25 protein-coding genes are annotated in these 23580 nt (G+C 70.8%); 13 read left to right on the forward strand and 12 right to left on the reverse strand.

Translation table 11 applies throughout. From position 1 onward, the window contains the following. Together ACIA73_RS00005 and ACIA73_RS00010 are read left to right on the forward strand one after the other, a co-directional pair. Nucleotides 1–206, forward strand: a 206-nt coding sequence (locus tag ACIA73_RS00005) for a hypothetical protein (protein WP_399435899.1), incomplete at its 5' end; no start/stop codon positions are given. A 176-nt stretch (nucleotides 207–382) separates the two neighbouring features. Then, a complete protein-coding gene (locus ACIA73_RS00010) occupies nucleotides 383–964 on the forward strand; it encodes a helix-turn-helix domain-containing protein (protein WP_399435900.1) in 582 nt (193 codons plus the stop codon). A gap of 45 nt (nucleotides 965–1009) precedes the next feature. Here ACIA73_RS00010 and ACIA73_RS00015 read toward each other — a convergent pair whose 3' ends face one another. From ACIA73_RS00015 to ACIA73_RS00025, 3 genes are read right to left on the reverse strand one after another with little or no spacing between them, the layout of a single operon-like run. Further along, nucleotides 1010–1390: an Asp23/Gls24 family envelope stress response protein gene (locus ACIA73_RS00015; protein ID WP_399435901.1), complete on the reverse strand. Its 381-nt coding sequence runs from the start codon at nucleotides 1388–1390 to the stop codon at nucleotides 1010–1012. After that, nucleotides 1387–2091, reverse strand: a complete 705-nt coding sequence (locus tag ACIA73_RS00020) for a hypothetical protein (protein ID WP_399435902.1) — start codon at nucleotides 2089–2091, stop codon at nucleotides 1387–1389. The genes ACIA73_RS00015 and ACIA73_RS00020 overlap by 4 nt, the downstream gene beginning before the upstream one ends. Further along, nucleotides 2082–2690 (reverse strand): RNA polymerase sigma factor, encoded by a 609-nt coding sequence (locus ACIA73_RS00025; RefSeq protein ID WP_399435903.1) that lies wholly within the window; start codon nucleotides 2688–2690, stop codon nucleotides 2082–2084. The genes ACIA73_RS00020 and ACIA73_RS00025 overlap by 10 nt, the downstream gene beginning before the upstream one ends. Before the next feature lie 165 nt (nucleotides 2691–2855). Here ACIA73_RS00025 and ACIA73_RS00030 point away from each other — a divergent pair, with 165 nt between their 5' ends. Genes ACIA73_RS00030 through ACIA73_RS00045 form a run of 4 tightly spaced genes read left to right on the forward strand, consistent with a single transcriptional unit; the run spans nucleotide 2856 to nucleotide 5273 of the window. Then, nucleotides 2856–3398: an Asp23/Gls24 family envelope stress response protein gene (locus tag ACIA73_RS00030; protein WP_399435904.1), complete on the forward strand. Its 543-nt coding sequence runs from the start codon at nucleotides 2856–2858 to the stop codon at nucleotides 3396–3398. A gap of 41 nt (nucleotides 3399–3439) precedes the next feature. Beyond that, a complete protein-coding gene (locus tag ACIA73_RS00035; protein WP_399435905.1) occupies nucleotides 3440–3652 on the forward strand; it encodes a hypothetical protein in 213 nt (70 codons plus the stop codon). Further along, the gene (locus ACIA73_RS00040; protein ID WP_399435906.1) at nucleotides 3649–4683 is read left to right on the forward strand and encodes a DUF6286 domain-containing protein; all 1035 of its coding nucleotides are present in this window, start codon (nucleotides 3649–3651) and stop codon (nucleotides 4681–4683) included. Before ACIA73_RS00035 ends, ACIA73_RS00040 begins: the two co-directional genes overlap by 4 nt. Continuing rightward, entirely contained in the window at nucleotides 4680–5273 is a 594-nt protein-coding gene (locus ACIA73_RS00045) for a hypothetical protein (RefSeq protein ID WP_399435907.1), read from the forward strand. Before ACIA73_RS00040 ends, ACIA73_RS00045 begins: the two co-directional genes overlap by 4 nt. Nucleotides 5274–5327: 54 nt before the next feature. On the opposite strand, the gene ACIA73_RS00050 is transcribed toward ACIA73_RS00045, so the two are convergent. Continuing rightward, on the reverse strand, nucleotides 5328–6227 hold the full coding sequence (locus ACIA73_RS00050) for a LysR family transcriptional regulator (RefSeq protein ID WP_399435908.1): 900 nt from the start codon (nucleotides 6225–6227) through the stop codon (nucleotides 5328–5330). Nucleotides 6228–6443: 216 nt separating this feature from the next. On the opposite strand from ACIA73_RS00050, the gene ACIA73_RS00055 reads away from it, so the two are divergent. Next, nucleotides 6444–6941: a hypothetical protein gene (locus ACIA73_RS00055; protein WP_399435909.1), complete on the forward strand. Its 498-nt coding sequence runs from the start codon at nucleotides 6444–6446 to the stop codon at nucleotides 6939–6941. Nucleotides 6942–7315: 374 nt separating this feature from the next. Here the strand turns inward: ACIA73_RS00055 and ACIA73_RS00060 are convergent, their stop codons facing one another. Both ACIA73_RS00060 and ACIA73_RS00065 read right to left on the reverse strand, forming a co-directional pair. Continuing rightward, complete coding sequence (locus tag ACIA73_RS00060; RefSeq protein ID WP_399435910.1) at nucleotides 7316–7615, reverse strand: hypothetical protein; 300 nt, start codon at nucleotides 7613–7615, stop codon at nucleotides 7316–7318. An 11-nt stretch (nucleotides 7616–7626) separates the two neighbouring features. Then, the gene (locus tag ACIA73_RS00065) at nucleotides 7627–8232 is read right to left on the reverse strand and encodes a TetR/AcrR family transcriptional regulator (RefSeq protein WP_399435911.1); all 606 of its coding nucleotides are present in this window, start codon (nucleotides 8230–8232) and stop codon (nucleotides 7627–7629) included. Between the two features lie 161 nt (nucleotides 8233–8393). On the opposite strand from ACIA73_RS00065, the gene ACIA73_RS00070 reads away from it, so the two are divergent. Beyond that, nucleotides 8394–9932 carry an MDR family MFS transporter gene (locus ACIA73_RS00070; RefSeq protein WP_399435912.1) on the forward strand — a complete coding sequence of 513 codons (1539 nt, stop codon included), beginning with the start codon at nucleotides 8394–8396 and terminating at the stop codon, nucleotides 9930–9932. A 77-nt stretch (nucleotides 9933–10009) separates the two neighbouring features. Further along, nucleotides 10010–11149, forward strand: coding sequence for an FAD-dependent oxidoreductase (locus ACIA73_RS00075; RefSeq protein WP_399435913.1), 1140 nt, complete (start codon nucleotides 10010–10012; stop codon nucleotides 11147–11149). A 106-nt stretch (nucleotides 11150–11255) separates the two neighbouring features. Here ACIA73_RS00075 and ACIA73_RS00080 read toward each other — a convergent pair whose 3' ends face one another. The 5 genes from ACIA73_RS00080 to ACIA73_RS00100 form a co-directional block, all read right to left on the reverse strand. Next, complete coding sequence (locus ACIA73_RS00080; protein WP_399435914.1) at nucleotides 11256–11417, reverse strand: carbohydrate-binding protein; 162 nt, start codon at nucleotides 11415–11417, stop codon at nucleotides 11256–11258. Between the two features lie 88 nt (nucleotides 11418–11505). Further along, a complete protein-coding gene (locus tag ACIA73_RS00085; RefSeq protein ID WP_399435915.1) occupies nucleotides 11506–12186 on the reverse strand; it encodes a response regulator in 681 nt (226 codons plus the stop codon). After that, nucleotides 12183–13295 (reverse strand): sensor histidine kinase, encoded by a 1113-nt coding sequence (locus ACIA73_RS00090; protein WP_399435916.1) that lies wholly within the window; start codon nucleotides 13293–13295, stop codon nucleotides 12183–12185. Before ACIA73_RS00090 ends, ACIA73_RS00085 begins: the two co-directional genes overlap by 4 nt. Nucleotides 13296–13639: 344 nt before the next feature. Beyond that, a complete protein-coding gene (locus ACIA73_RS00095; protein ID WP_399435917.1) occupies nucleotides 13640–16123 on the reverse strand; it encodes a discoidin domain-containing protein in 2484 nt (827 codons plus the stop codon). A 442-nt stretch (nucleotides 16124–16565) separates the two neighbouring features. Next, nucleotides 16566–18131, reverse strand: a complete 1566-nt coding sequence (locus tag ACIA73_RS00100; RefSeq protein ID WP_399436727.1) for an oleate hydratase — start codon at nucleotides 18129–18131, stop codon at nucleotides 16566–16568. A 169-nt stretch (nucleotides 18132–18300) separates the two neighbouring features. Here ACIA73_RS00100 and ACIA73_RS00105 point away from each other — a divergent pair, with 169 nt between their 5' ends. Further along, on the forward strand, nucleotides 18301–19062 hold the full coding sequence (locus ACIA73_RS00105; RefSeq protein WP_399435918.1) for an isocitrate lyase/phosphoenolpyruvate mutase family protein: 762 nt from the start codon (nucleotides 18301–18303) through the stop codon (nucleotides 19060–19062). Nucleotides 19063–19146: 84 nt separating this feature from the next. Here ACIA73_RS00105 and ACIA73_RS00110 read toward each other — a convergent pair whose 3' ends face one another. Next, entirely contained in the window at nucleotides 19147–20211 is a 1065-nt protein-coding gene (locus tag ACIA73_RS00110) for a hypothetical protein (protein ID WP_399435919.1), read from the reverse strand. A gap of 391 nt (nucleotides 20212–20602) precedes the next feature. Here ACIA73_RS00110 and ACIA73_RS00115 point away from each other — a divergent pair, with 391 nt between their 5' ends. The 3 genes from ACIA73_RS00115 (at nucleotide 20603) to ACIA73_RS00125 (ending at nucleotide 23558) form a co-directional block, all read left to right on the forward strand. Then, nucleotides 20603–21649 carry a 50S ribosomal protein L11 methyltransferase gene (locus tag ACIA73_RS00115; RefSeq protein WP_399435920.1) on the forward strand — a complete coding sequence of 349 codons (1047 nt, stop codon included), beginning with the start codon at nucleotides 20603–20605 and terminating at the stop codon, nucleotides 21647–21649. Nucleotides 21650–21750: 101 nt separating this feature from the next. Further along, nucleotides 21751–23169: an iron-containing redox enzyme family protein gene (locus tag ACIA73_RS00120; protein ID WP_399435921.1), complete on the forward strand. Its 1419-nt coding sequence runs from the start codon at nucleotides 21751–21753 to the stop codon at nucleotides 23167–23169. Then, complete coding sequence (locus tag ACIA73_RS00125; RefSeq protein ID WP_399435922.1) at nucleotides 23157–23558, forward strand: Rieske 2Fe-2S domain-containing protein; 402 nt, start codon at nucleotides 23157–23159, stop codon at nucleotides 23556–23558. The genes ACIA73_RS00120 and ACIA73_RS00125 overlap by 13 nt, the downstream gene beginning before the upstream one ends. Nucleotides 23559–23580: the final 22 nt, after the last annotated feature.

Here is a 23580-nt window from a genome sequence, read left to right on the forward strand (position 1 = left end):
GGCTCGCGCTGGAGGAACGCGGCTGGTCGTATGTCATGGCCGTCGACCCCAAGGAGATCGCACGGCCGGCCCACACGGTGCCGTATCAACCCGCTCGGGTACGGCGGTCGCCGCCGTCCAGGTCCTCGTCGGGTGAGCTCGTGAGCGATCCGTACGCCGCCATGACGGTGTTGACCTGCCCGTTCGGTGTGCCGACACCCGGGTAGGTGTCCGCCGCACGGAGCCGGCCGGTCGGGTTCGCAGCGGTTCGACGGTCCTTCGGAGCGAGGAAGTGCTGTCCGGGGAGCCGATTTCGCACTCCGGCGGCGCAGTCCGGTGCGTCCGAGCGGGTGACGTTCCGGGGTGACCCGTAACCCGCGCCCGTGATGATTGTCGTACGCACATGACCATCCTGACGCTCCCTCAGCAAAACCCCGCGGATCACGACCGGACCGGTTCCCCCGGCTCCGTGCTCCCCGCGCCCGCCGTCCGTCGACTCCTGCGTGAGGAATGGGGGCTGACCCGCCGTCAGGTGGCGGAGGCCTTCGGGGTCACCGCGGCCACCGTGCGCTCCTGGGAGACCGGGCGCACCTCCCCCGTCGGCCGGCGCCGGGTCGGGTACACGCGTTTCCTGACGGGCCTGGCAGAGGCGAAGGCGGTCGGTGAGGCGGCGGGGCAGCCGGGCGCGCAGCGGCAGGCGGCGCCCGGCGGGCCCGGGGAGTGCGTGAAGGACGCGGGCCGATCTGCGCGTTCGCGAGGGTTCCCGGCCCTTCCCGGGCCGCTTCCGGTGACGGCGGTCCGGCCCCTTGCGGTGTCGGCGGTCCGGCCGCTTCCGGTGTCGGCGGTCCGCCCGCTTCCGGTGGGTCCCGTGCAGGACCCGGTGTCCCCGCTGCGCCGCCGGCGGATGCGGAACGCCCTCATCGCGGCCGGTGTGTGGTGCGCCGTGCTGCACCAGCTGCTGGCCACCGGGCTTCCCCCGCACTGAGCGGGGCGCGTCGCACAGAGCCGCCGACCGGGACGGGTGTCGGGGTCACACGATCCCGGCGACCGTCACCGCGATGTCCACCGGCAGCTCGCCCGCCGCCCGCTCCCCCGCCGCCCGGACCGCGCGGGCGACGTCCACCGCCCGGTGCCCCGTCCGTACGGTCAACTGCACCTCGACCGTCCAGCGCGAGGTGTCCGGGTCCCGGCGTGCCCGGACGCCCGCCGGCGCCCTGTCCGCCGCGGGCCCGCGGCGGATGCGGGCTCGGGCCACCGAGCTACCGAGCAGATCGCTCAGCCGAGGGCGCAGGAACGCGACTCCGGGGACCTCGGTGGCGGCCTCGGAGACCGCCCGTGCCAGCCGTTCACCCGTCTCACGAGGGCTCACCGGCGGTACGGAGCCGCTCCCGCCGCGTGCGTCGTGGGTCATCGCAGGTCCCCCGTCTCGTCCGTCTCGTCCGTCTCGTCCGTCTCGCCCGTCTCGTCGAAAAGGTCGACCATCACCACGTCCACCTCGTGCACCCGCATGCCGATCGCCCGGTCGGCGGCCCCGGCCACGGCGGCGCGCACGGCCTCGGCCAGTTCGGGCAGCGCACGCCGTGCGCCGGCCTCCACCTCGATGGTGACCCGTACAGGGGCTCGCGCCCCTGTCCCGGAACCGGCCGCGGGTGCGACACGGCAGCTTCCCGCCCGTACGCCCGCGACTGTTTCCGCGGCGTCCCGCAGACTCCGCGCCGCGGCCGTCTCCATGATCCAGTGGTCCTCCTCCGGTTCGCCGAGGGGCAGCGTCCGGCCGGGCCGCAGTTCGAGACGTACCAGATCCATCACCCGGGAGGCGACCGCCGACGCGTCCGGTGCGGGCGCGTTCGCGTCCTCGGAACGCGTGCGCTGGACGAGGTCGTCGAGGGTACGCAGGTCCTCCAGCGCGGCCGCGCAGTGGAGGCAGTCGGCGGGGTGGCCGCCGGGTGCTTCCTGGGGCGCTCCCGCGTCGGGCACGGCCTCTTGGCCGGCCCACACGTCGTACAGCGACCGTCCGCAGGGCAGCAGGTCGTTGTCGTCGTCCGGGCTCCGTACGAGATCGTTCCCGGCGCCGCCGTCGCCCGGCGGTCCGCTCTGTCCGTTCATCGCCATGCCGCCATCGCCTCCATCAGAGCTCGGCGTGCGCGGAACATCCGGCCGCGTACCGCTTGCGGACTGATGCCGACCGTATCCGCGATGTCCTCGTACGACATTCCGTGCATCTCGCGCAGCAGCCAGCAGGCGCGCTGTTCGGGGGACAGGCCTTCCAGTGCGCGCGAGAGTTCGCGCAGGGCGGCGCCCGCCTCGGCGTCGCGCACCGGGGAGCCCTCGTGTCCCGGAGTTTCGCGTTCCGGTACGGCGTCGAGGTGGGTGACGGGCCGCCGCGACCGGAGCTGGTTCAGACACCGGTTGGTGACGATGCGGTACATCCAGGTCAGGAACGCCGCGTCGCCGCGGAATTCGGGCAGGCTCCGCCAGGCGCTCACGAAGGACTCCTGAACGGCGTCCTCCGCCTCGGTCGTGCTGCCGAGCATGCGGGCGGCAAGCCGCAGCAGTTCAGGGCCGTGGCGTCGTACCAGGACCTCGAAGGCGCCTTCGTCGCCCTCGCCCGCGCGCACGGCGAGCAGGCGGTCCGGAAGACCGTCCGTTCCACCGCCCTCCGAGTGATCGGCGTCCCTGCCGTGACCCTGGTCATCCCCGTTTCCGGGCACTTGCCGGCTCCTCTCCTCGCCACGCGTGTGTTCGACACGGCTCGCTCCGTTCCGTCACGCACAGAAGCGGAAAGAAAAAACCCGCAGGCGGTGCGTGACGGATCGACAGGTACGGAGTCCAACGACGTGACCGAGCAAGAGCAGCGCTATTCCGGGAGACTTCTCATGGCTTCGCAGCAGACCGACCGCCTCACCTCCACCACGGTCCCCACTGTTCCCTCCGCCCCCTCCGCCCCCTCCGCCCCCTCCGCCCCCGGCAGGGGCACCACGGACCTCACCTCCGTGAGCCACGGCAGGACCGGCACGGACGAGCCCGCGGCCACTCGGGGCAAGACCGCCATCGCGGACCTCGTGGTCGTCAAGATCGCCGGGATCGCCGCCCGGGAGATCCCCGGCGTCCACGACATGGGCGGCGGCCTCTCGCGCACCATCGGCGCTGTCCGCGACCGTGTTCCGGTCGGCCGGCCGAGCGTGGGCCGGGGCGTCAAGGTCGAGGTCGGCGAGGTGCAGACGGCGATCGACCTCGACCTGGTCGTGGAGTACGGGGTGCCCATCGCCGAGGTAGCCCGTGACGTGCGCGAGAACGTCGTCTCGGCGGTGGAGCGGACCACGGGCCTGGAGGTCGTCGAGGTCAACGTGACGGTCAACGACGTACACCTGCCGGAGGACGACCAGGACGACGCACGGACCGACGCACGCGTCTCCTGACCCCTCCCCACCTCGTCCTTCGAAGGACGGAAAGCAGGACCATGAACAGGTCACAACTGGGTGCTTTCGCGGGCCTCGCCCTGGGCTTCGCGGGGTGGTTCGGCGGCTTCGGCGCCTTCCTCGTGGTCGCGCTCTGCGGCGCCACGGGCTGGGCCGTCGGACACCTCCTGGAGGACGAGGAGGCGCGGGAACGGCTGCGGGACCGGCTCGACCGGTCCGGGACGTCGGGCGACGGCCGCCGGAGGACACGATGAGCACACCGCCGCCACCGGCCCGTGTCCCGGCGGCCGACCGGGGTTCGACCACCGTCACTGACCGGGCGGTGAGCCGCATCGCCGCTCGGTCCTGGGCGGCGGGCCTGCCCGACAGCGACGCCGCACTCCCGTCGGCATCAGTCGTACGCACCGGGCGCACCGCCACCGTCACGCTGGGCGTCACCCTGCCGTACGCGGCCGGTCTGGCCGGTACGGCGGAACGCCTCCGGCAGCACGTGGCACACACCACGGCCACCCTGACGGGGCTCACCGTGCCCCCTCCCGAGGTACGGGTGAGGGCCCTGACCGGGTGCGGACCCCGTGGCCGGCTTGTCCCGCCGCGCTCCGGGACGGACACGCACGGCGACGCACACCGCCCCGGCACACCCGGGGCCGAAGCCCACGCACGCCCAACGGACGCTCCAGGCACAGCCGACACCCCCGCGCCGCCACCGGAACTCCCCCCGCCCCCCGCACGCCGCCCGTGGTCCCCTCGCCGCGGCACCACCCTCCTCGTGCTGTGCGCGGGCACGGCCGCCTGCGCCTACCTGCTCGCCGAGGGCCTCGCCCGGCGCACCGGACACGTGCTCCCCGGCGCCCCCCGGCCCGACGTCCTGCACCGGGTGGCGACCACGTCCCTCACCGACCCGGCGGCGCTCGTGGCGGGGGTCACGGCGGTCGTTCTCGGGCTGTGGCTGCTGGGCGCGGCAGTGCTGCCGGGCCGGCGCGACCGCCTGCCGATGACCGTGCGTACGGCCGGCACCCGTGCCGCGCTGGACCGCTCGGCCATCGCCCTGCTGCTGCGCGACGAAGCTCTCGCGGTACCGGGGGTGACCTCGGCCCGGGTGCGGGTGGGCCGCCGCCGCGCCACCGTGCGGGCCCGGGCCGGATACGGTGAACTCGCCGACGTGGAGGGCCAGTTGAGCACGACGGTCAGCGATGCGCTCGACGCGCTGGGAGTGACGCGGCCCCCGCGTCCGCGCGTACGACTGCGGGCCGCGCCCCACCGCACCGAGGAGGCAGGGGCATGACGCCGTTCGCGACCGGCATGACGTTCACGACCCGAGCGGCGCTTCTGCTCCTGTCTCTCGCCTCCCTGTCGGCCGGTCTCTGGCTGATCGTGGGCCATCTCGCGGTGCGCCCGTCGAACGGCCCGCAGCCGCATCCGCCGGGCTGGTGGCCGTTGCCGCGCGCCGAGGCGGGTGCGGCGGGAGCCCACGCCTGGTGGGCGCCGTCGGTACTGACGGCCCTGTCCCTCGCGGTGCTCCTGGGTCTCGTTGGGCTGCTCGCACCCGCCGTACGGACGGCCCGTGCCCGCGCCCGGCTGCCGCTGGGCCGAACCGGCCTGTGGCTCCGGCCGAACGCCCTGAAGTCCGCGCTGGCCGCACAGACGGTCGAGCTGGCCGGGGTACGTTCGGCACGGATCACCCTGCGCCCGGCACGGGACGCGCAGCTCGTCCGGATGACCCTCTGGCTGGAGCGTCGCTCCGCGCCGGACGCGGTGCTCAGGGACCTGGAAGCGGGCCCCCTGGCGACGGTACGTGCGGCGCTGGCGCCGACGCCGGTACGGGCCGAGGTCAGGCTCCGCAGCCGGCGGCACAGGGCGCGGCGTACGAGGTAAGGACGATCGGCCGTGGGGCCGGTGCCGGGCAGGCCCGGTCCATCGGATCGGCCACTACGCAGCACGCGGGGTGGAGGCCCCGCAGCTCTTCGCCGCCTCGGCGAACGCGTTCAGCAGCGGTGTCGCGCCGCCAGTGCGCCAGACCAGAGCCCACCGAACCGGCGGGGCGTCGCTGAGCGTGAGGTGTACGACGTCCTTGGGGGCGAAGTAGCGCCGCCCCATGTCCGGGACCGTACAGATCGCGTCGCCCGCGGCGACGGCGGAGAGGACCTCGTTGAAGGTGGTGACGGCCGGGCCACGACGGACCGGGCGGCCGGACGGGGTGCGGCCCGGGAGCACCGCGAACTCCCAGTAGTCAGGAGCCGGGCCGGTCAGGCGCGGTACGACGTGGTCGCCGAGCGCCTCTGTGCTCACCGTCTTCTGCCGGGTGAGCGGGTGGTCGGCGGCCACCATGAGATTGAGGGGCTCCTCACGCAGCACCACTCCGACGTGCAGGTCGGGTTCACGTACCGGCAGCCAGGTGGTCACGGTATCGACGGCGCCGGCCCGCAGCGGCCCGAACGGATCGCTGAAGAACACTTCCTTGAAACGGAGTTCGACAGCGGGGTGCCGGGCACGGAAGCACGCCAGAATCGCGGCCATTTCGTGCATCTGCGCGCCCATGACGCCCAACGTCAGGGTGTCAGCCGTGCGGCTGGCGACGGCCGCCGCATCTCTGAGGGCGTCCTGGATTCCCTCGTAGGCCGGCTTCAGTTTCCGCAGCAGTACGTCGCCGACCGGCGTCATCCGCACGTTGCGGCTGGTGCGTTCGAAGAGCTGGGCCCCCAGGGCGCGTTCCTGTTTACGTATCGCCTGGCTGACACGGGCCGGTGAGACGTGCAGACGTTCGGCACTGCGCCCGAAGTGAAGCTCCTCCGCGAGTACCAGAAAGATTTCTATGTCCCGCAATTCCATCGCGCCCCCAGCGCCCGACGCAGGTCTCGTGAAGCTCAGAGTTAACGATCTTAACAAAAACGGGTGTTGTTCACGGCTTGGCCCGATACCTAACGTGGGCAGCGGGGCCAGAGGGACACCCCGCTCGAACCACGGGGGGGCTCTTCGGCGCGCGTCACGCAAGGCGCATACCGCGGCCACCGGCCTCAACCACCCGTACGAGATTCGGAGTCAAGAATGAAGCTGCGTTCCACAGCAGGCGCCCTCTGCACGATCGGCCTCAGCCTTGTCATAGGCGTCGCGACCGCCACTTCCGCCTCGGCGGCCTCGTTCGAGAGGGACGCGGCGAAGAAGACCACCTCCTCCCCGAACTACTCCAAAGGAGACTGGTGGTTCCAGGGCGGTGGCGGCAACGGCTACGGCGCGGGCGAGGGAGCCTTCCAGGCCGCCGGGGACAAGTGGTGGGTCCTGGACGACGTGAAGGACGGCAAGTCGGTGGCCGTCCTGTGGACCAACTACCGCAACGGCAAGGAGTACCGGAGCGGAGTCTGCAAGAACAGCAACAAGGCCCCGTCGTGGGCCACCTGCAACAAGAACTACTACGAAGACAGTGTCCTCTGGGCGAAGACCTGCCTCTACGACAGCAAGACCGGCAAGTACACCGAGTGCAACCTCTACTCGGACTACTTCAGGGTGAGCGACGGGAAGAACTCCGACCGCTACGGCAACAGGTAAGAGCCTCGCCGGGGATCACCCGGAAACGGCAGCGCCGGTGGGGCTGCCGTCAGCGCCACCGGCCGAGCCCCTCGTCGCGCACACCCGGTGGCTTGTCCCACCCCGGTCGCGCGCACGCCGGCGCAGCCGCAGACGGGGCGTGTGCCGGTCTCGGTGGCGTCCTCGCTGATCGCAGCCCGCCGTCGGCAGGGCGACTCCCCTACGTACAGCGGCAGTTCGTCGCAGCGAGGGCGAGCGGGATACAGATGCGGTTGCCGCATGTGGGCGGGAACGTGGCGGGGACGGTGGTTTTCTCCGTACTGGTCGGCCCCACAGCCCCACAGCCCCACAGCCCCGCGCACCTGAGCGTGGCCCGGGTGGTCGCGGCGGGCTGTCTACACCGGTCGTAAGCGGGCGGACGCGACGCCCGCAGCGAGGCGGAGGCCGAGGCGGGCGCGTCGCGCGACGCCTGCATCGCCGCACAGCACTTCGCGCCTGACGACCGCCGACGGCTCCAGTCCGGCCTGCGCCGGTACGCACAGACCGCCCAGCGCCGCCCGCGGGGGGCGGCGCCAGGCGAGAGCGTCCCGGGCCCGCTGCCCGTCCTCCTCACCCTCACCGCGCCGGCCGTACCGGTCTTCCTCCTGCTCATGGGCCGGCCACCCGGCGCACGTGCCGCCGTCGGCACGGGACACGGTGGCGAGGTTCATCCACCGGGGGCGAAGGCCTTCCAGCCGTTCTCAAGGAGATCGAAGGCGAGGGTGATCGCCTGACGGGGGTCGTCGAATCCACGGCCCACGCGGGGCGCTTCGAGGGCGAAGTGGGCCAGGGCGGTGCAGCCGGGGTCATCGACCGGCCGGCCGCTCTCCTCGGCGATGACCCGGGCCAGGGCGGCGGTGTGGCGCAGCCACATGGCCTGTGAGTAGTCACGCAGGGCCGGCGTGCTGTTCACGAGGTCGAGGTACGCGAGGAAACCGGCGTCGCCGCCCGCTGTGGCCATGCGAGTGCGCAACGCGTGCTCGCACAGTGCCGCGAGGATCGACTGGCCCTTGGGCCGTTCGCGTACGGCGGCGAGCAGGTGCGCCTCCCGGTCCGCGTCCTCGTCGAAGACGAGCGCCTCCTTGGCCGGGAAGTGCTTGAACAATGTGGTGGTGGACACGTCGGCGGTCTCCGCGATCTCGCGGATGCCGACGTCGTCGTAACCGCGGTCCAGGAACAGGCGCAGCGCGGCATCGGCGATGGCCTGGCGGGTGGCGGCCTTCTTGCGCTCGCGGCGCCCCACCGGCGCGGAGCCGTTCTCGGTGTCGCTCATGCCCAGACCCTACACCGCAGGGTTGCCCTGATGCGAAAGTTGAACGGTTGCACTTATTGAACCGTCGTGCTTTTCTGGGGCAGACGCCGTGAGGACACACCCCGGCGGCCCTCTCTCAGCCTTTCTCCTCCGGTCCTCATCTCCGAAAGGAGTGACCAGACATGTCCACGTCCGATTCCCTGCCCGCTTCCGGCCCCTCGGCCGTCCCCGAAAACGTGCGCTGGGTGCTGCTCGGCATCATGTTCGCGATGCTCCTGGCCATGCTCGACAACATGGTCGTCAGCACCGCGATGCCAACGGTCGTCGGCGATCTGGGCGGCCTGGAGCACATCTCCTGGGTGGTGACGGCCTACACGCTCGTCACCGCCATAACCACGCCGATCTGGGGCAAGTTCGGCGACCTGTTCGGCCGCAAGCCCATGTACCTGGCGTCGATCGCCGTGTTCATCGCCGGATCCGCACTGTGCGGGGCCGCCCAGTCGATGACCGAGCTGATCGCCTTCCGCGTCGTTCAGGGCATCGGCGCCGGCGGGATCGGCGCGGGCGCCTTCGCTCTGATCGGCGCGCTCGTACCGCCGCGCGAGCGAGGCAGATACCAGGGCATGACCGCCTCCGTGATGGCGATCGGCACCGTCGGCGGCCCGCTGCTCGGAGGTTTCGTCACCGGCCATTTCGACTGGCGCTGGGCCTTCTACGTCAACCCGCCTCTCGGCCTGGTCGCCCTGGTGTGGCTGTGGCTCAAGCTGCACGTGCCCGCAAAGCGCATCGAGGCGAAGATCGACTGGGCGGGCATCAGCCTGCTGACCGCCTCCATCACCGCGATCGTCCTGGCCGCCACCTGGGCAGGCAGTGCGTTTGCCTGGGGCTCCTGGCAGATCCTCGCTCTGGGCGCGGCAGCCGTGAGCGGACTGGCCGCCTTCATCGCCGTGGAGAAGCGGGTCAGTGAACCGCTCCTGCCGCTGTGTGTGTTCACGAACCACCGCAACTTCCCGCTCGCGATGGTGATGATCCTCGTCGCCGGTGTGGTCATGTTCGGTGCGGGCCTGTATCTGCCGCTGTTCCAGCAGACGGTCCAGGGTGCCTCTGCCACCAACTCCGGTCTGCTGATGCTGCCCATGATGATCCCCGTCGTGATCGTCTCGACCCTCGCGGGCAAGGTCATGTCGGCCACCGGCAGATACAAGGTCTTCCCGGTCCTCGGCACTCTGTTCCTCGCGGCCGGTCTCGGACTGCTTGCCACGATGAACGCAGCCACCTCGCCACTGCTGACCAGCTTGTACATGGTCCTCGTCGGCATCGGCCTGGGCCTCACCATGCAGATGTCGGGCACCATCGCGCAGAACAGCATGTCCCTGCGCGACATGGGCGCCGCGATGAGCTCCGTCAACCTCTTCCGCACCCTGGGCGGCTCCCTTGGCGTCGCCGTCTTCGGCTCGCTGTTCACCCGCGCCGTCAGGACCGCGCAGCCCACCGGCGCCGAAGCCGACCCGGGCGCCCTGCGTCACCTGCCCACCGGCGCCAAGGCCACCTACCTCGAAGCGGTCACGACCGGCACCGGCCACATCTTCCTGATCGCCGCCGTCCTGTGCGCGCTCGCCTTCTTCGCCGCGCTCTTCGTCATCGAAGTCCCCTTGAAGAAGGCAGGCCCGCCCACATCCGCGGCCGATACCACCAAGAACACTCTCGCCGCCGCCAACTGACACGGCGTAAGGCAACACAGCACACCCAAGCACTGCACACACAAGCACAGCCCACACAAGACGAACGGAGCACCCTCATGAACACCACCCCCACCCCGCGCATCGCCCTCATCGGCGCCGGACCCGGCGGTCTGACCTGCGCCCGCATCCTGCAACGACACGGCATCGCCGCCACCCTCTACGACCACGAGAGCGGCCCCGACGCCCGCAACCAGGGCGGCACCCTCGACCTGCACGAGGACAACGGCCAGATAGCCCTTCGCGAAGCCGGACTGCTGGACGACTTCTTCCGTCTCTCGCGCCCCGAGGGGCAGGAGATGCGCCAGATGGACCCGGCCGGCACCCTTCTCTTCCACCACACCCCCGAAGAGGGCGAACGCTTCAAGCCGGAGATCGACCGAGGTGCGCTGCGCGACCTCCTGCTGCAGTCGCTGGAGCCCGGCACCGTGCGCTGGAGCCACACCCTGCGCTCCGTCGAGGGCCCCGCCACCGGCCCCCGCCAACTGCACTTCGCCGACGGCACCGCCGTCGAGGCCGATCTCGTCATCGGCGCCGACGGCGCCTGGTCCAAGGTCCGCAGCGCCCTCTCCGACGCCGTCCCCCAGTACAGCGGCGTCAGCTTCCTCGAAGCCTGGCTCCACGACGTCGAGAACAAGCACCCCGAGATCGCCGGCCTCGTCGGGCAGGGCGGCGCCGCGGCGGCCGACGGCGACCGCGGCCTGTTCGCCCAGCGCAACAGCGGCGACCACATCCGCGTCTACATCATCCAGCGCGTCGCCATCGACTGGATCACCGCGGCCGGCCTGACCCACCAGGACACCGAGGGCATCCGCGCCCTCCTGCTCGACCGCTTCCGCGACTGGTCACCGAGCCTGCGCCGCCTGCTCACCGACAACGACGGCCGCTACGTCGACCGCCCCATCCACGCCCTGCCGGTCCCACACGCCTGGGAGCACAACCCCACCGTCACGCTCCTGGGCGATGCGGCCCACCTGATGCCCCCGCTCGGCGTCGGCGTCAACCTCGCGATGCTGGACGCCTGCGAGCTCGCCCTCGCCATAGCGCGGCACAACACCGTCGACGACGCCGTCCTCGCCTACGAGAAGACCATGCTGCCCCGCTCCACCCAGATGCAACAGCTCCTCGACAACGGTGCCGAGGAACTGCTGTCCACCGAGCTGCCCGACTTCGCCCAGGACGCCACGGCCACAGCCTGACTGAAGGGCTGGCCGGACGGCCCACGACGCGGTCCTGAGCGCGGAGCCGGCCGTCGAGGGCGGCCTGAAGGCGGCCCTGTGCTTCCCGTGAATGGCGTCCGGTCTGTCAGGTGGTGTACCGCTGCCAGAACTTGACGGCGCCCTTGGGGCTGTTCGCCGAGTTGGACTTGTGCGCCACCAGGCAGAGGTAGTGCTTGCCGTTGAGGGTGGTGCGGTCGTTCACCGCGTACTGCTTATTGACTTTCCATGCCGAAAATCCTGCGGCCACGTGATGGCCCCCTTCCCACGGCCGGCGCGCTGCCGACGTCGGAAATCATCCCACGGACCTGCGGTTTTCCGGACACCGTCAATGCGCACTACCTCCGTGGGGCCTGGCCGGCCAGACCGCTTTCCCAGGCCCAGGCGGCGATGCCCACCCGGTTGCGTGCCTTCAGCTTCGCCTGGACGTTCGCGATGTGGGTCTTGGCGGTGCCCGCCGAAATGAAGAGTTTCTCGCCGATCTCGGCGTTGGTGAGGCCCTCGGCGACCAGCCGGGCGATCTCCTGTTCCCGGGCGGTGAGCGGCGACAGGGCCATGGGCGTTGCGGGGGCAGGGGCAGGGGCGAGGGTCTGGAGCAGCCGGACGGTGATCTGGGGGCTGATGAGGATGTCCCCGGCCATCGCCGCCCTGACCCCCTCGATCAGCAGCCCGGGGCCCGAGCGCTTGAGCAGGAACCCGCAGGCGCCGTCGTGCAGTGCCGTGCGTACGTAGTCGTCGTGGTCGAAGGTGGTGACGACGAGGACACGCATCGGATCGGGTACGCCGGGGCCCGCGAGGCGCCGGGTCAGTTCGAGGCCGTCCAGGCTCGGCATCCGGATGTCGGCGAGGATCAGGTCAGGGCGCAGGGTGCGGGCGAGGTGGACGGCGGTGAGGCCGTCCGCCGCCTCGCCGACCACGGTCATGTCGGGCTGCGATCCGAGAATCAGGCGGAAGCCGCTGCGTATGTCCTCCTGGTCGTCGGCGATCAGGATGCGGGTCGGGCCCAGGGGCGTCGTCATGAGGTCTCTTTCGGGAATGTGGCAGGCAGAACGGCGGTGAGCTGCCAGCCGCCGTCGCCGTGCGGCCCCGCCAAGAGGGTTCCACCGAGGGCCTGGGCGTGCTCGGTGAGTGCGGGGAGGCCGAGGCCGCCCCGGGAGGCGCGGCGGCGGGCCGGGGCGGGGCGGGCACCGCGGTCGTTGGTGACCCGGATCTCCACGGTGGTGGCGGTGGGGGTGAACGTGACGGTGGCACGGGGAGCGTCGGGGGCGTGCCGGCGGATGTTGGTCAGCGCCTCGACGACGATGCGGTACGCGGCGGAGCCCGCCTCGCGGGAGAGCGCCTCCGCGGCCGGGGAAGGCAGGTCCAGATGCGCCTCGGTGGCTCCCGCTGAGGTGAAGTTCTCTATTACGGACGGCAGTTGAGACACATCTGGGAGCGGTTCGGTGGCGGGTGCATCCGGACCGTGCAGCATCTGTACGGTCCGGTCCATCGCGGCCAGGGCGCTCAGGCCCGCTTTCTCGATGCGTTCCAGAGCGAGCAGCGCCCGGGACGGGTCGGTGGCGGCGACGAAGCGGGCCGCCTGGGCCTGGACGACGATCCCGCTGATGTCATGGGCGACGAAGTCGTGCAGGTCGCGGGAGAGCTGGAGGCGCTGGGCGCTGCGGGCCTCGGCCACCGCGCCCCGGCGACGCAGCTCCTGGCGGCGGGGGTAGGCCCCGGCCGCCACCGCGGCGGCCGCGGGAAGCAGCCAGAAGGTAGCGATTCCGATGGATTCCAGGAAGGACTCACCGGTGACCAGCGCCAGCGGCCAGAGGGTCACCGCGAGGGCGGTCAGCGGGAGGGCCGACCTGAGTTCCCGCAGGGGTGACCAGCGGGTGATCACGGCCAGGAGGAGGAGCAGGACGGCGATCTCCGCCAGCTTCCAGCCGGAGCCGAGACCCGCCTTCGGCAGGGCGAAGCCGGTGATCAGGGAGAGGACGGCGCAGACCGCGGTCGGGCGGGCGAGGCGGCCGACCCGCTGACGAACTGCGGCACGGCCGCGGGCAACGGCCCACACCACCGCGCCCGCGGCCGCGAGCGACGGCAGAGCGCCAAGTGCCTTGACGGCTGGGCCGGTTGATTCCCACATGGTGATCAGCGTACGGGTGGGTGAGGCCGCGGGGCTCTCTGCCGAACGGCATGGAAGGGCCGGTCGGCGGCGCGGTCCTTGTGCCGATCGGCGGAGGGGATCACAGGGGCGCCGGGGGTGAAGATTGATCCGTTCGACCGGCCCCGGCAACACAAACCCCCTCCAGAACACGGGAGTTCACCATGCGCGCCACCGCAATCGGCGCTGCGGCAGCCGTAGCCCGGCCCATCTCCCGCACCACGCCCTTGCGGCGTGCCGCGACGCCGGTGCTCGCGCCGACGGGCACCCTCTCCTCCCGGGCCCCGACGCCGTGCCGCCTCCGCCTTCGCTCGGACTCCGGAGGGTCAGTCCACCGTCACCAACTTCGCCTTGCTGGGCACTCCTTGCGCGTTGAGGGCGAAGAGCATGTACGTGCCGGGGAGCGCCACGCCCGGATCGGACGGGATGGTGAGCTCGTAGGCGTTGGTTCCCGTCGTGCGGGAGGCCAGGGGGACCCTGCGCTGGTCGTTGTCGGTGGAGTGGGTGGCGGCCCCGGCGCGTACCAGGACGAAGGAGGTGACCGCCGCGTCCGTGGTCACCGGCACCTTCGCCCCGTTCGCCACGCGGGCCGGCACCGTGCCGGTGAGGGCGGGGCGGGGTTTCTCGCTGCCGTCCGCGTTGAGCAGGTACGGCGGGGTGAAGATCGCGCCGTCGGAGTGGTTGGTGGCGCAGTCGCCGCAGAGTCCGCCGCCGCCGCTGAAGACCCGGCCGTCGGGGAGGAGGTTGGCGACGCTGTGGTAGTTCCGTGGTACGGCCATGGAGGCCATCCGGGTGAATTTTCCGGTGGCCGGGTCCCAGATCTCCGGGGTCATCGACGAGGTGGCGTCACTGAACGGCACCGGGTAGGACTGGCCGCCGAAGACCGCGACCTTGCCGTCGGGGAGGACCACGCTGTTGGCGAAGGCGCGGGCGTCGGCCATGTCGCCGGTGCGCGCGCTGACGGGGGTGCCGCCGCCGTTGAGGTCGACGGTGTAGGCGCGGCGGGTGGCGGTGGTGTTCTCGTACGCGGGGGCGCCGCCGAGGGTCAGGAGCTTGCCGATGTCGTAGGCGACGGCGTTGCCGTTCATCGCGTCTGCGCTGTCGGCGCGGGTGCCGGCCGCCGTGATGGAGCCCGCGCCGGTGGTGGAGATCCAGTTGATCTGCTTGCTCGGGCCGAGGTGCAGGACGCGGCCGCCGGAAGTGGCGTGCAGCCACTGGTGGTTGTCGGCGCGGTAGGGACCGCGTGGGTCCGCGGTGAGGGTGGTGGTGGCGGGCACGCCGGTCAGTTTGCGCCAGGTGCCGTTGGAGGACGACCAGACCTCGCCGTCCTTGGCCCCCTCTCCCCCGCTCCAGGAACCGCCGAGGACGAAGGCGTCCCCGGTGGAGAGGAGGGTCATCGCCTGGTAGCCGCGGGCGATGTTCATGTCGCTGGTGGAGGTCCAGGCGTCCGTCACCGGGTCGTAGATGCTGGCCCGTTCGGCGTTGGAACCGCCGGTGACCAGGACCCTGCCGTCCCGCAGGACCGCGATGCCGGGGCAGAACATGTCGTGCTTGGTGTTGTCGACGCGGCGCTGGGTGACGGCGCCCGTGGTCAGGTCCATGATCGCGGTCTGGGTGTAGCCGTTGCTGCCGCCGAAGCGGTCGATGCCGTACGCGGACCAGGCGAGCATCTTGTTGTTGGGCAGGACGGCGGTGGCCACGGGTACGAGTGGAAAGCCCGTGACCTTGCCCCAGGAGCCGTGGACCGAGGGGCTGGCGGGACCGCGGAGCCGGATCTCGGCCGCCGAGGACCAGGAGCCCCGGTTTCCGGCTTCGGTGGTGGCCGTGAGGCGCACGTACCGGGCGGTCACCGTGCTCGTGAAGGTGGCCCCCTTGACGGTGTCGTCGTCCTTCCAGACACCGGAGGCCACGGGCGCGCCGAACGTGGTGCCGTCGGTGCTGGTGGTCACGGTGTACGCGCCCACGCGGCCGTTGGGGCCGGTGCGCCGGGGCTCGTAACTGAGCGCCGAGACGGGGCGGGCGGACTTCATGTCGAGGGTGAGGTGGTGCGGGAGGGCGGCGGCGGGCGCGGGCGTCCACCTGCTGTGCCAGATCGTGTCGGAGCTGCCGTCCAGGACCTTGGCGGGGCTGTGGTCCCCCGCGGCGGACTCGCTGTCACTGGCCGCCGCGGTCCAGCCGTCGCGCGGCAGGTCGACGACGCCGGCCGTGGTGCCGGGGTCGCCGAGCAGATTGATTTCACCGGCGGAGCTCCACGGGCCGCGGCCACCGGCCTCGGTGAGCGCCGTGAGGCGCACGTACCGGGTGCCCTTGGGTGCGAAGCTGAGGGTTTTGACGGTGTTGTCGTCAGCGAGAGTTCCGGTGGCGACAGCCGCGCCCCAGCTGGTGCCATCGGTGCTCAGGTGCAGGGCGTACTCGCCCACGCGCCCGTTGCTGCCCGAGCCGCGGGGGTGGTAGACGAGCGCCGAGACGACGTCCGTACGGTGCATGTCGATGGTGAGGGTGTGCGGCAACGGGGCGGCGGGGGCCGTCCACCTGCTGTGCCAGATGGTGGCCGTACTGCCGTCCAGGACGTTGGCGGCGCGGCCGTTCTCGCCCGCCGTCTCCTCGTCGCTCGCGGTGGCGGTCCAGCCGCTGCGGGGCAGGGTGGGCGCGGCCGGTTCCATCGCGTCGGCGGGCGCGGCCCGGTGGTGCGGTGCGGGTGGCGGAGCGGTCGGCTCCGCGGCGGTCGGGGGCGGCTGCGGGTCGGCGGTGGCACGACCCGCGTGGAACAGCAGTGGCAGCAGCCCGACGAGGACAGCGGTGAACGCCAACAGGATCAGACCACGGGATCTGAGCCAGGGCAGGCATGACGGAGTAGACCCAGGAATCAAGGTGTTCGCCCCCCAGCGAAGGAACGCCGCGTCGACCACGGCGCCATGTGCGGCATGACCATGTCAGCGGACTGGGGAGCTGTAAAGACTGCATTTCAGTCAACGATGGAGTGCTGACGGAGCGTCATATGCATTAGGGGCAGGGTTACTTGGCCGATTCGTGCCAGAGGCAGCACGGTCGGGCGGGTGGCCGGGTGTCAGCTGTTACTGGCTGCGAGAGAGCCTGACTGCCGGATGCCCCGGGGCGACCGTACGAGGTGGCTGCGACCGTCCGTCCGCCAACAGGAGCCAACAGGAAAGGAGGCGGCCAGGACGACTCGGGAGTCGTCCTGGCCGCCTCCTCGGCGGGCCTGCCCGCCTCTTGGGCGGGCCTACGGGTGTGTCAGCGACGGTGCATGGTGGCGAGTGCTTCCACCAGCACCTTCGGGTCGTGACCGCCCTTGTAGACGGGCGGGGGCTGCTTGTCGAGCCCCAGGAGGGTGGCCACGGCCACCCATGCGGTGCGTACGGAGTACTCGACGGTGAAAACCACGTCGTCGGCGACTTCGGCGTACTGGCCGATGAAGGCGAGGTTGGTGGAGCCCGCGGGGACGACCTGCGGCCGGTCACCGGTCTTGCGGACCAGGAACTGGCTGGTGATGTAGGGCATCAGCGCCGGGATCACGATCGAGTGATCAAGGATCTGCGGGCCCTCCTCGAAGCGCAGGTGGTGCAGGACCTCGTCGAGGATCTCGCGGCCGGTGCACTCACGCATCGGCTTGCGCACGAAGTCGCCCTCCTTGTCGGGGAAGAGGGCGTACCCCCACCAGACGAAGGTGTCCTCGGGCTGCTCGTGGAAGTGCGGCTGGTGGTTGAGGACGATGGTCAGCAGCCAGCTGGAGTCCTTGAAGGTGATCAGGCCGCCCTTGCCGGCCTCGCTCTCGGAGAACTTCTCCATCAGCTCGAAGAAGACGGGATCCTTCGTCGTGACGGTGAACGACTCCCAGGTGGAGTCGTCGACGGAGTCGGTGAAGACCTTCGGGTCACCGAGGCCGGGGCGCTTGGCGGCGAGAGTCTCCCACAGCCGCCACGCACCGCTCGATCCGCTCGTGTCCAGGGCGGGGACGGTGTCGGTGGAGCCGGTGGTCGAGTTCGCCGTCATCGAGCCGTTGGTGACCAGGACCAGGTCGCCCGGCCCCACCTGCACCGTCTCGGCACCTCCACCGCGGGTCCAGGAGATCGCCTCGACGGTGAGCGCGTCGCCCTCGGCCAGCCTGAGATCGTCGACGCGGGTGTCGTGCTGGATGGTGACGCCCTGATCGGCGAGCCACTGCACCAGCGGGCGCACGATCGAGTCGTACTGGTTGAACCGGGTCCGGTAGATCCCCGACATGGAGTCGAAGGTCTTGAACAGGTGGATGAACCGGTTGAGGTAGCGGCGGAACTCGATGGCGCTGTGCCAGGGCTCGAAGGCGAACGTGGTGCACCACATCCACCAGAAGTTCGTCTCGAAGAACCCCGGGCTGAAGCAGTCGGTGATCCGCTTGCCGTCGAGGTGCTTCTCCGGGGTCGCCACGCACGTGACCAGTTCCAGCCGGTCGCGCTCGGAGAATCCCATCGAGTGCGAGGGAACGACATGGCCGTTCGCGTCCACCAGACGCGCGTGGTCGTCCCAGGCGAAGTCCTCGTGGAAGGCAAAGGTGTCGTCCGTGACCGACTTCGACGGATCGTCCAGTGAGGGGATCGAGGACAGCAGGTCGTAGGTGCACTCGAAGTGGATCTCGAACATCCGGCCACCACGCATGGTGTAGCCCGTCTCCGGTGAGCCCGCCGCGTCCAGGCTGCCGCCGGTACGGTCCTGCTCCTCCAGGATGACGATGTCCGAGCCCGCGAACGAGCCCTCCCGGATCAGGAACGCCGCCGCCGACAGTGACGCGATTCCGCTGCCCACCAGATACGCCTTGGCCATCTCGTTCACCCTTCGCCCGTCCAGCCGGCCACTTCCCGCTGCTCACCGTAAGCAGAGGACGCCCCGTGCGCAGGTCGAGCCCGCGGGCCGAGCCCGCCGCCCCGCACGGAAACGGGGGTCCCCCAGGTGGCCCCGCGGAATCTCCCGTTCAGGGAGTAGCGTCTTGGGCATGGACTTTCACACCACCGTTGAACGCGCTCAGCGCCTCAAGAAGCTGCACGCCGAGTACAAGCCACTCGTCCTGCCGACCGTCTGGGACGTCTGGTCCGCCAGGACGGCTGCCGCCGCCGGGTTCCCCGCTCTGACCATCGGCAGTCATCCGCTCGCCGACTCCCGCGGGGCCGAGGACCAGGAGGGGCAGACCTTCGAGGAAGTACTCGCCGCCGTCAGGCCGATCATCGCGGCGGTCGACGTCCCCGTGTCCGTGGACCTGGAAGCTGGGTACGGACAGGAGCCCGCGGACCTGATCGCCGGACTCACCGAGGCCGGCGGCGTCGGTCTCAACCTTGAGGACACCGTCCACTCGGACGGCGGACGCGTACGCACCACGTCCGAGCACGCGCAGTACATCGCAGGTCTGCGCGCGGCGGCGGACAAGACCGGGATCCCGGTCTGGATCAACGGACGCACCGACCTCTTCATGCACGCGCCGGACGCGTCGGCCGTACTCGACGAGGCGCTCGAACGGCTGCGGGCCCTGGAGCAGGCCGGTGCCGACAGCGTCTACCCCGTGGGCATTCAGGACAACGACGACCTGCTCACGGCGGTCACCGGCGCTCTCGGCATTCCGGTGAACTCCACCGCCCATCCCGTCAAGCACGACCTCGCTCGCTTCCGCCGCCTCGGCGTCGGCCGGATCACCTACGGGCCCCTGCTCCAGTTCGCGATGGCCGACGCGATGAAGAGCACGCTCGCACCCTGGGCGCCCTGAGGTCCGTCCGTACGACGGCGGTGACGAGGCCCGGGGCGGGGCCGGTCACTGCCGTCGGCCGGTGGCCGGGTTGATGAAGGTGACCTAGTCACCGCCTCCGCCACCACCGTCCCCACCACCTCCGTCGCCCCCGCCACCGCCTCCGTCGCCGCCGTCTCCTCCATCCGAGCCCCAGCCGTCGGAGCCGCCCGGTTCGTTGTCGTCGCTGCCGTTGCCCAGATTGCTGAACCAGGAGCGGTCCCAGGCGTCGTCGCTGACGATCGGCTCGCCTTCGAGGGTCTGCGGACGCAGCAGCCGGAAGCGGGCCGTGCCGGTGGTGTCGCCCATCCCGAAGGCCACCGCGAAGACCTGGGCCATGACGGCGTCCAACGGGTCCGGGCTCTCGTACCGCACGGCCGCCAGGGGCAACAGCACCGTGCCGGGCTCCGGACGCACCCGACGTGGCGGACGTCGCATCAGCGCGACCCGCTCTTCGCCGCGCATCAGCCAGGAACTGGTGGAGTCGGCCCGCCGCAACTCCCAGACCCCCTGGGGCAGATGCGCCTGCGTGAAGCTCTTGGACTTGCGCAGTTTCTTCTTCAGAACCAGCACGGCGGGTACGTCCCCGACGGTCATCCGCAGCCCCTGCGCCTGGTCGGCGGCGCTGCTCAGCACGCCGTGCGGTGCCCGTATCCGTACGGTGGGAGCTCCCGGCCCCCATACGTCCACCCGCACCAGGCGCCGGTCCACGGCGACACCCACCGGGCCGGCCGGGCCGTGCGCGTACCGCCGCGCCATCCACAGCGGTACTCCCTCCGCCCGCGCCCGCTCGGCAACCGAGTGCATCTGCGCGGGCCCTCCGCAGTGGCGCACCGCCAACTCGCCTAGTTTCTGGGCGAATTCGGCGGACTGACGGACCTTCAGGGCAGTGGAGGTGCCGGTGATGCGGGTGACCGGGACGACACCGGCGCCCGCGGGCAGCCGGCCCAAAGGGCGCTCCGAACCGCCGCCGCCCAGCCAGTGGCCGCGGTGGAACGCGTCGGCCATGGCCGGGAGGTTCAGCTCGTTCAGCGGTGTGACCTTGCCACCGTGCCGCAGTTCTGTCTCCGACAGGTCGACGGTCCGCGACAGCGGATTCCAGGACCGTTCCGTATAGAGCGTCTGGCTCATGCCATCCCCCGTGTTCGTGCTGTACAGCGATCGAGCCCATCGAGCATCAGGACGCACTCGAACGCCGTCCGGTTTCCGGTGCCTGCGCCTGCGCCTGCGCCCGCGCCTGCGCCCGCGGCGAACTCGTCCACGGCCAGTGCGCCGGTGCGTTCTGCCGCCTCTCTGCCGCCTCGCTTCAGGAGGGCGGGAACGGGTGCGTCGGCGCTGCTCAGCGGCGTTTCACCGGCGGAGGATCCGGTCGGCGCCGGTCAAGTTCCGCTGGAGAAGCACCGAATGGCGTCTTCGTACGTTTCTTGTGCGGCGACGGGACGGACCGGGAGGGACCGGGAAGTGCACCGACCCGCGTCGTCCCGAGAACCCGCGCACTGTCATGAGGAGAACTGGCACCCGTATGCAAGACACACAAGGGGCACGAGTCACGTCGGCGAGCGGCACCCGGTATCACCTGGGAGCGGCGCTGCTGGAGTCGCTCGCACGGGAGATGACCGCACTCGCCGAGGAGACGTCCGTACTGTTGAGGACGCCTGCGGAAGGCCTCACCCCGGACGCGGATATTTTTGCCCGGATTGCTCGCAGGAACGTTCCACGCTGGCACTTCGCCATGCTCAACGACACCGCCCGCAACGAGGCTCTGACGACTGCGCTGGAGCGGGGCATCCCGCCCGGCGCGCGGGTCCTCGACATCGGCTCGGGCAGTGGGCTGCTCGCCATCGCCGCGGCGCGAGCGGGCGCCGGCCGGGTGTTCACCTGTGAGATGAACCCCCTGCTGGCGGAGGTCGCCCGCAACATCGTGGACGCCCACGGGCTGTCCGGCGTGATCACCGTGATCGGCAGGGCCTCCACCGAACTCGACGCCGAACGCGACCTGGGCGGACCCGTGGATGTCCTCGTGTCCGAGATCGTCGACTGTGGCCTGATCGGTGAGGGGCTGCTGCCCTCGGTGCGGCACGCACGCGCGCACCTGCTCACCCCGGGTGGCGTCATGCTGCCGTCGGTGGGCCGGCTGCGCGGCCAACTGGCCAGCAGCGATGCGGTACTTCGACTCAACCAGGTCACCGCGGCCAGTGGCATCGACGTCTCGCTCATGAACATGCTGGCCACCCGTGGCCACTTCCCGGTCCGGCTCAACACCTGGCCGCACCAAGTGCTGTCCGAGCCCGCCCCGCTCGCCACGTTCGACCTGGCTCGCGACGCCCTGCTGCCGGGGCAGAGCGCGCTGTCGCTCCCCGCCACCGCCGACGGGGAGGCCCAGGCGCTCGTGGTCTGGTTCGAGCTGGACATGGGTCACGGCATCGTCCTGTCCAACCCGCCGGACCACCCAGGGTCGCACTGGATGCAGGGCTGGATCCCGCTGGACAAGCCCGTGCCGACCAAGGCGGGCGAGCCCGTGTCGCTGCGGCTGTCCTGGAGCGACTTCACCCTGCGCGTACGGGCCTGATCTTCACCCCGCGCGTACGGGTCTGACCGTACCGGCGTCGCAAGGGCGCCGCAGCACATCCCATCCGCCGGCGAAGCACTCTGCGAAGCAAGAGGCCATTGATGAGTCACGTCCCCACCCACGTCCCGTTCGAACTCAGCGGGGCAGAACTGCGCGACGCGGTGGTCCAGTACGCCACCGCCCCGATCTACCACGACAACCTGGACTGGCTGAACCACGACAACCCCTACCGCCGCCAGCTCAGGCCCCAGGTCCTGCCGCACCTCGACTTCGACAGGACACCCGCACGCGACAACGTCCTCAACTACGCGAGCCTCGCCGCGCAGCGTGTTCTGACCAGCATCTACGAGGCCGATCTGGTGTTCTTCCCTAAGTCCGGACTGCAGGGCAAGGAGGAGGACTTCAAGGCCTTCTACAGTCCCGCCAACCGGGCTCTCGGCGAGCGGATCCGGCCGGCCCTGGAGCGCTACGCCTTCGGGTTCCTGGATGACGAGGTGGAGACCTCGGGCACCTGGACCGCCGAGAGTCTCGACGCCTACCTCGACTCCCTGGACGCCGGCGCCCCGGCACAGGCGTCGCCTGCCGAGCAGGCCATCCGCGGCTCCGTCGACCAGGAGCGGGCGGCCCGCATGTGGCTGGTCCAGTTCATCCCGGACTTCCTCTCCGAGGCGTCGCCGATGATGCGGAACGTACTCGGCTACTACGGACCCGCCCAGTCCGAGTGGTTCAAGGTCGTCATAGACGAGTACGGGTACGGCGTCCACGCGACCAAGCACAGCACCCTGTTCGAGAAGACCCTGGAGTCGGTCGGGCTGGAATCCGAGCTCCACCGGTACTGGCAGTACTACCTCAACAGCAGCCTGCTGATGAACAATTACTTCCACTACCTGGGCAAGAACCACGAGCTGTTCTTCCGCTACCTGGGCGCGCTCTATTACACCGAGACCTCGCTGGTCGACTTCTGCCGCCGGGCCGACCGGCTGCTGAAGGACGTCTTCGGGGAGACGGTGGAGACGACCTACTTCACCGAGCACGTCCACATCGACCAGCACCACGGCCGGATGGCCCGGGAGAAGATCATCAAGCCGCTGGTGGAGGCCCACGGTGAGGGAATCATCCCGGAGATCGTGCGCGGCATCGAGGAGTACCGGGTGCTCCTGGACGTCGCCGACTTCGACTTCGGTGAGCAGATCGCCTGGATGGACGCCCAGCCGGAGCTGAAGAAGCTGCACGGTCCCGTCCACACGGCCGTCCTGGAAGGCCGCGTACAGGCGCCGGTGGCCCATCTCGTCGAACCCTTCAACGAGCTCTCCAACACGCACTGCCACGAGGGCGACGAACTCTGCCACATCGTCTCCGGCACCATGCGCTTCGAAAGCGGCCTGGGCTCCTCGCTGATCCTGGAGGCCGGCGAGGGCGTGGTCATCAAGCGAAACCGCCTGCACGGCGCGGACATTCTGTCCGAGGAGTGCGTCTACGAAATCCACTCCGTAGGGGACTACCGGAAGTGCCTGTCGTGACGTTCGCCGCCGAGGGGCGGGACAACTGTGTGGTCGTGGCCGGGGCACCGTACGTCTACGCCACGGCCCGGGGCCAGGGGTTCGTGATGCGGGCCGACTGCTCGCACCGCGGCGGCCCGCTGCACCTGGCCGACCTGGCCGGGGACGGCCTCCTGCTCGTGTGTCCCTGGCACGAGCGCAAGACGTCATTGACCCGGCTGCGCGCACAGATCCCGGCGGTGCGCACCGGCAACCGGGTCACCGCGGTCCTGCCCGACCGGCCGCGGGCCGGTGGCCGGCCCGCGCCGCGGGCGGCCTGCCCAGGTGCGGTCCGCTCCGGTGCGGTCCGGGAGCACCGGCCGATGTCGCCCGGGCTTTCCGGTCGGCCGGGGCCCCGTGCGACGGCCTGAGACCTGCCGGTGTTCGACAGAA

It is taken from the genome of Streptomyces sp. NPDC051561 (assembly GCF_044454195.1).
Classification (GTDB): Bacteria; Actinomycetota; Actinomycetes; order Streptomycetales; family Streptomycetaceae; genus Streptomyces.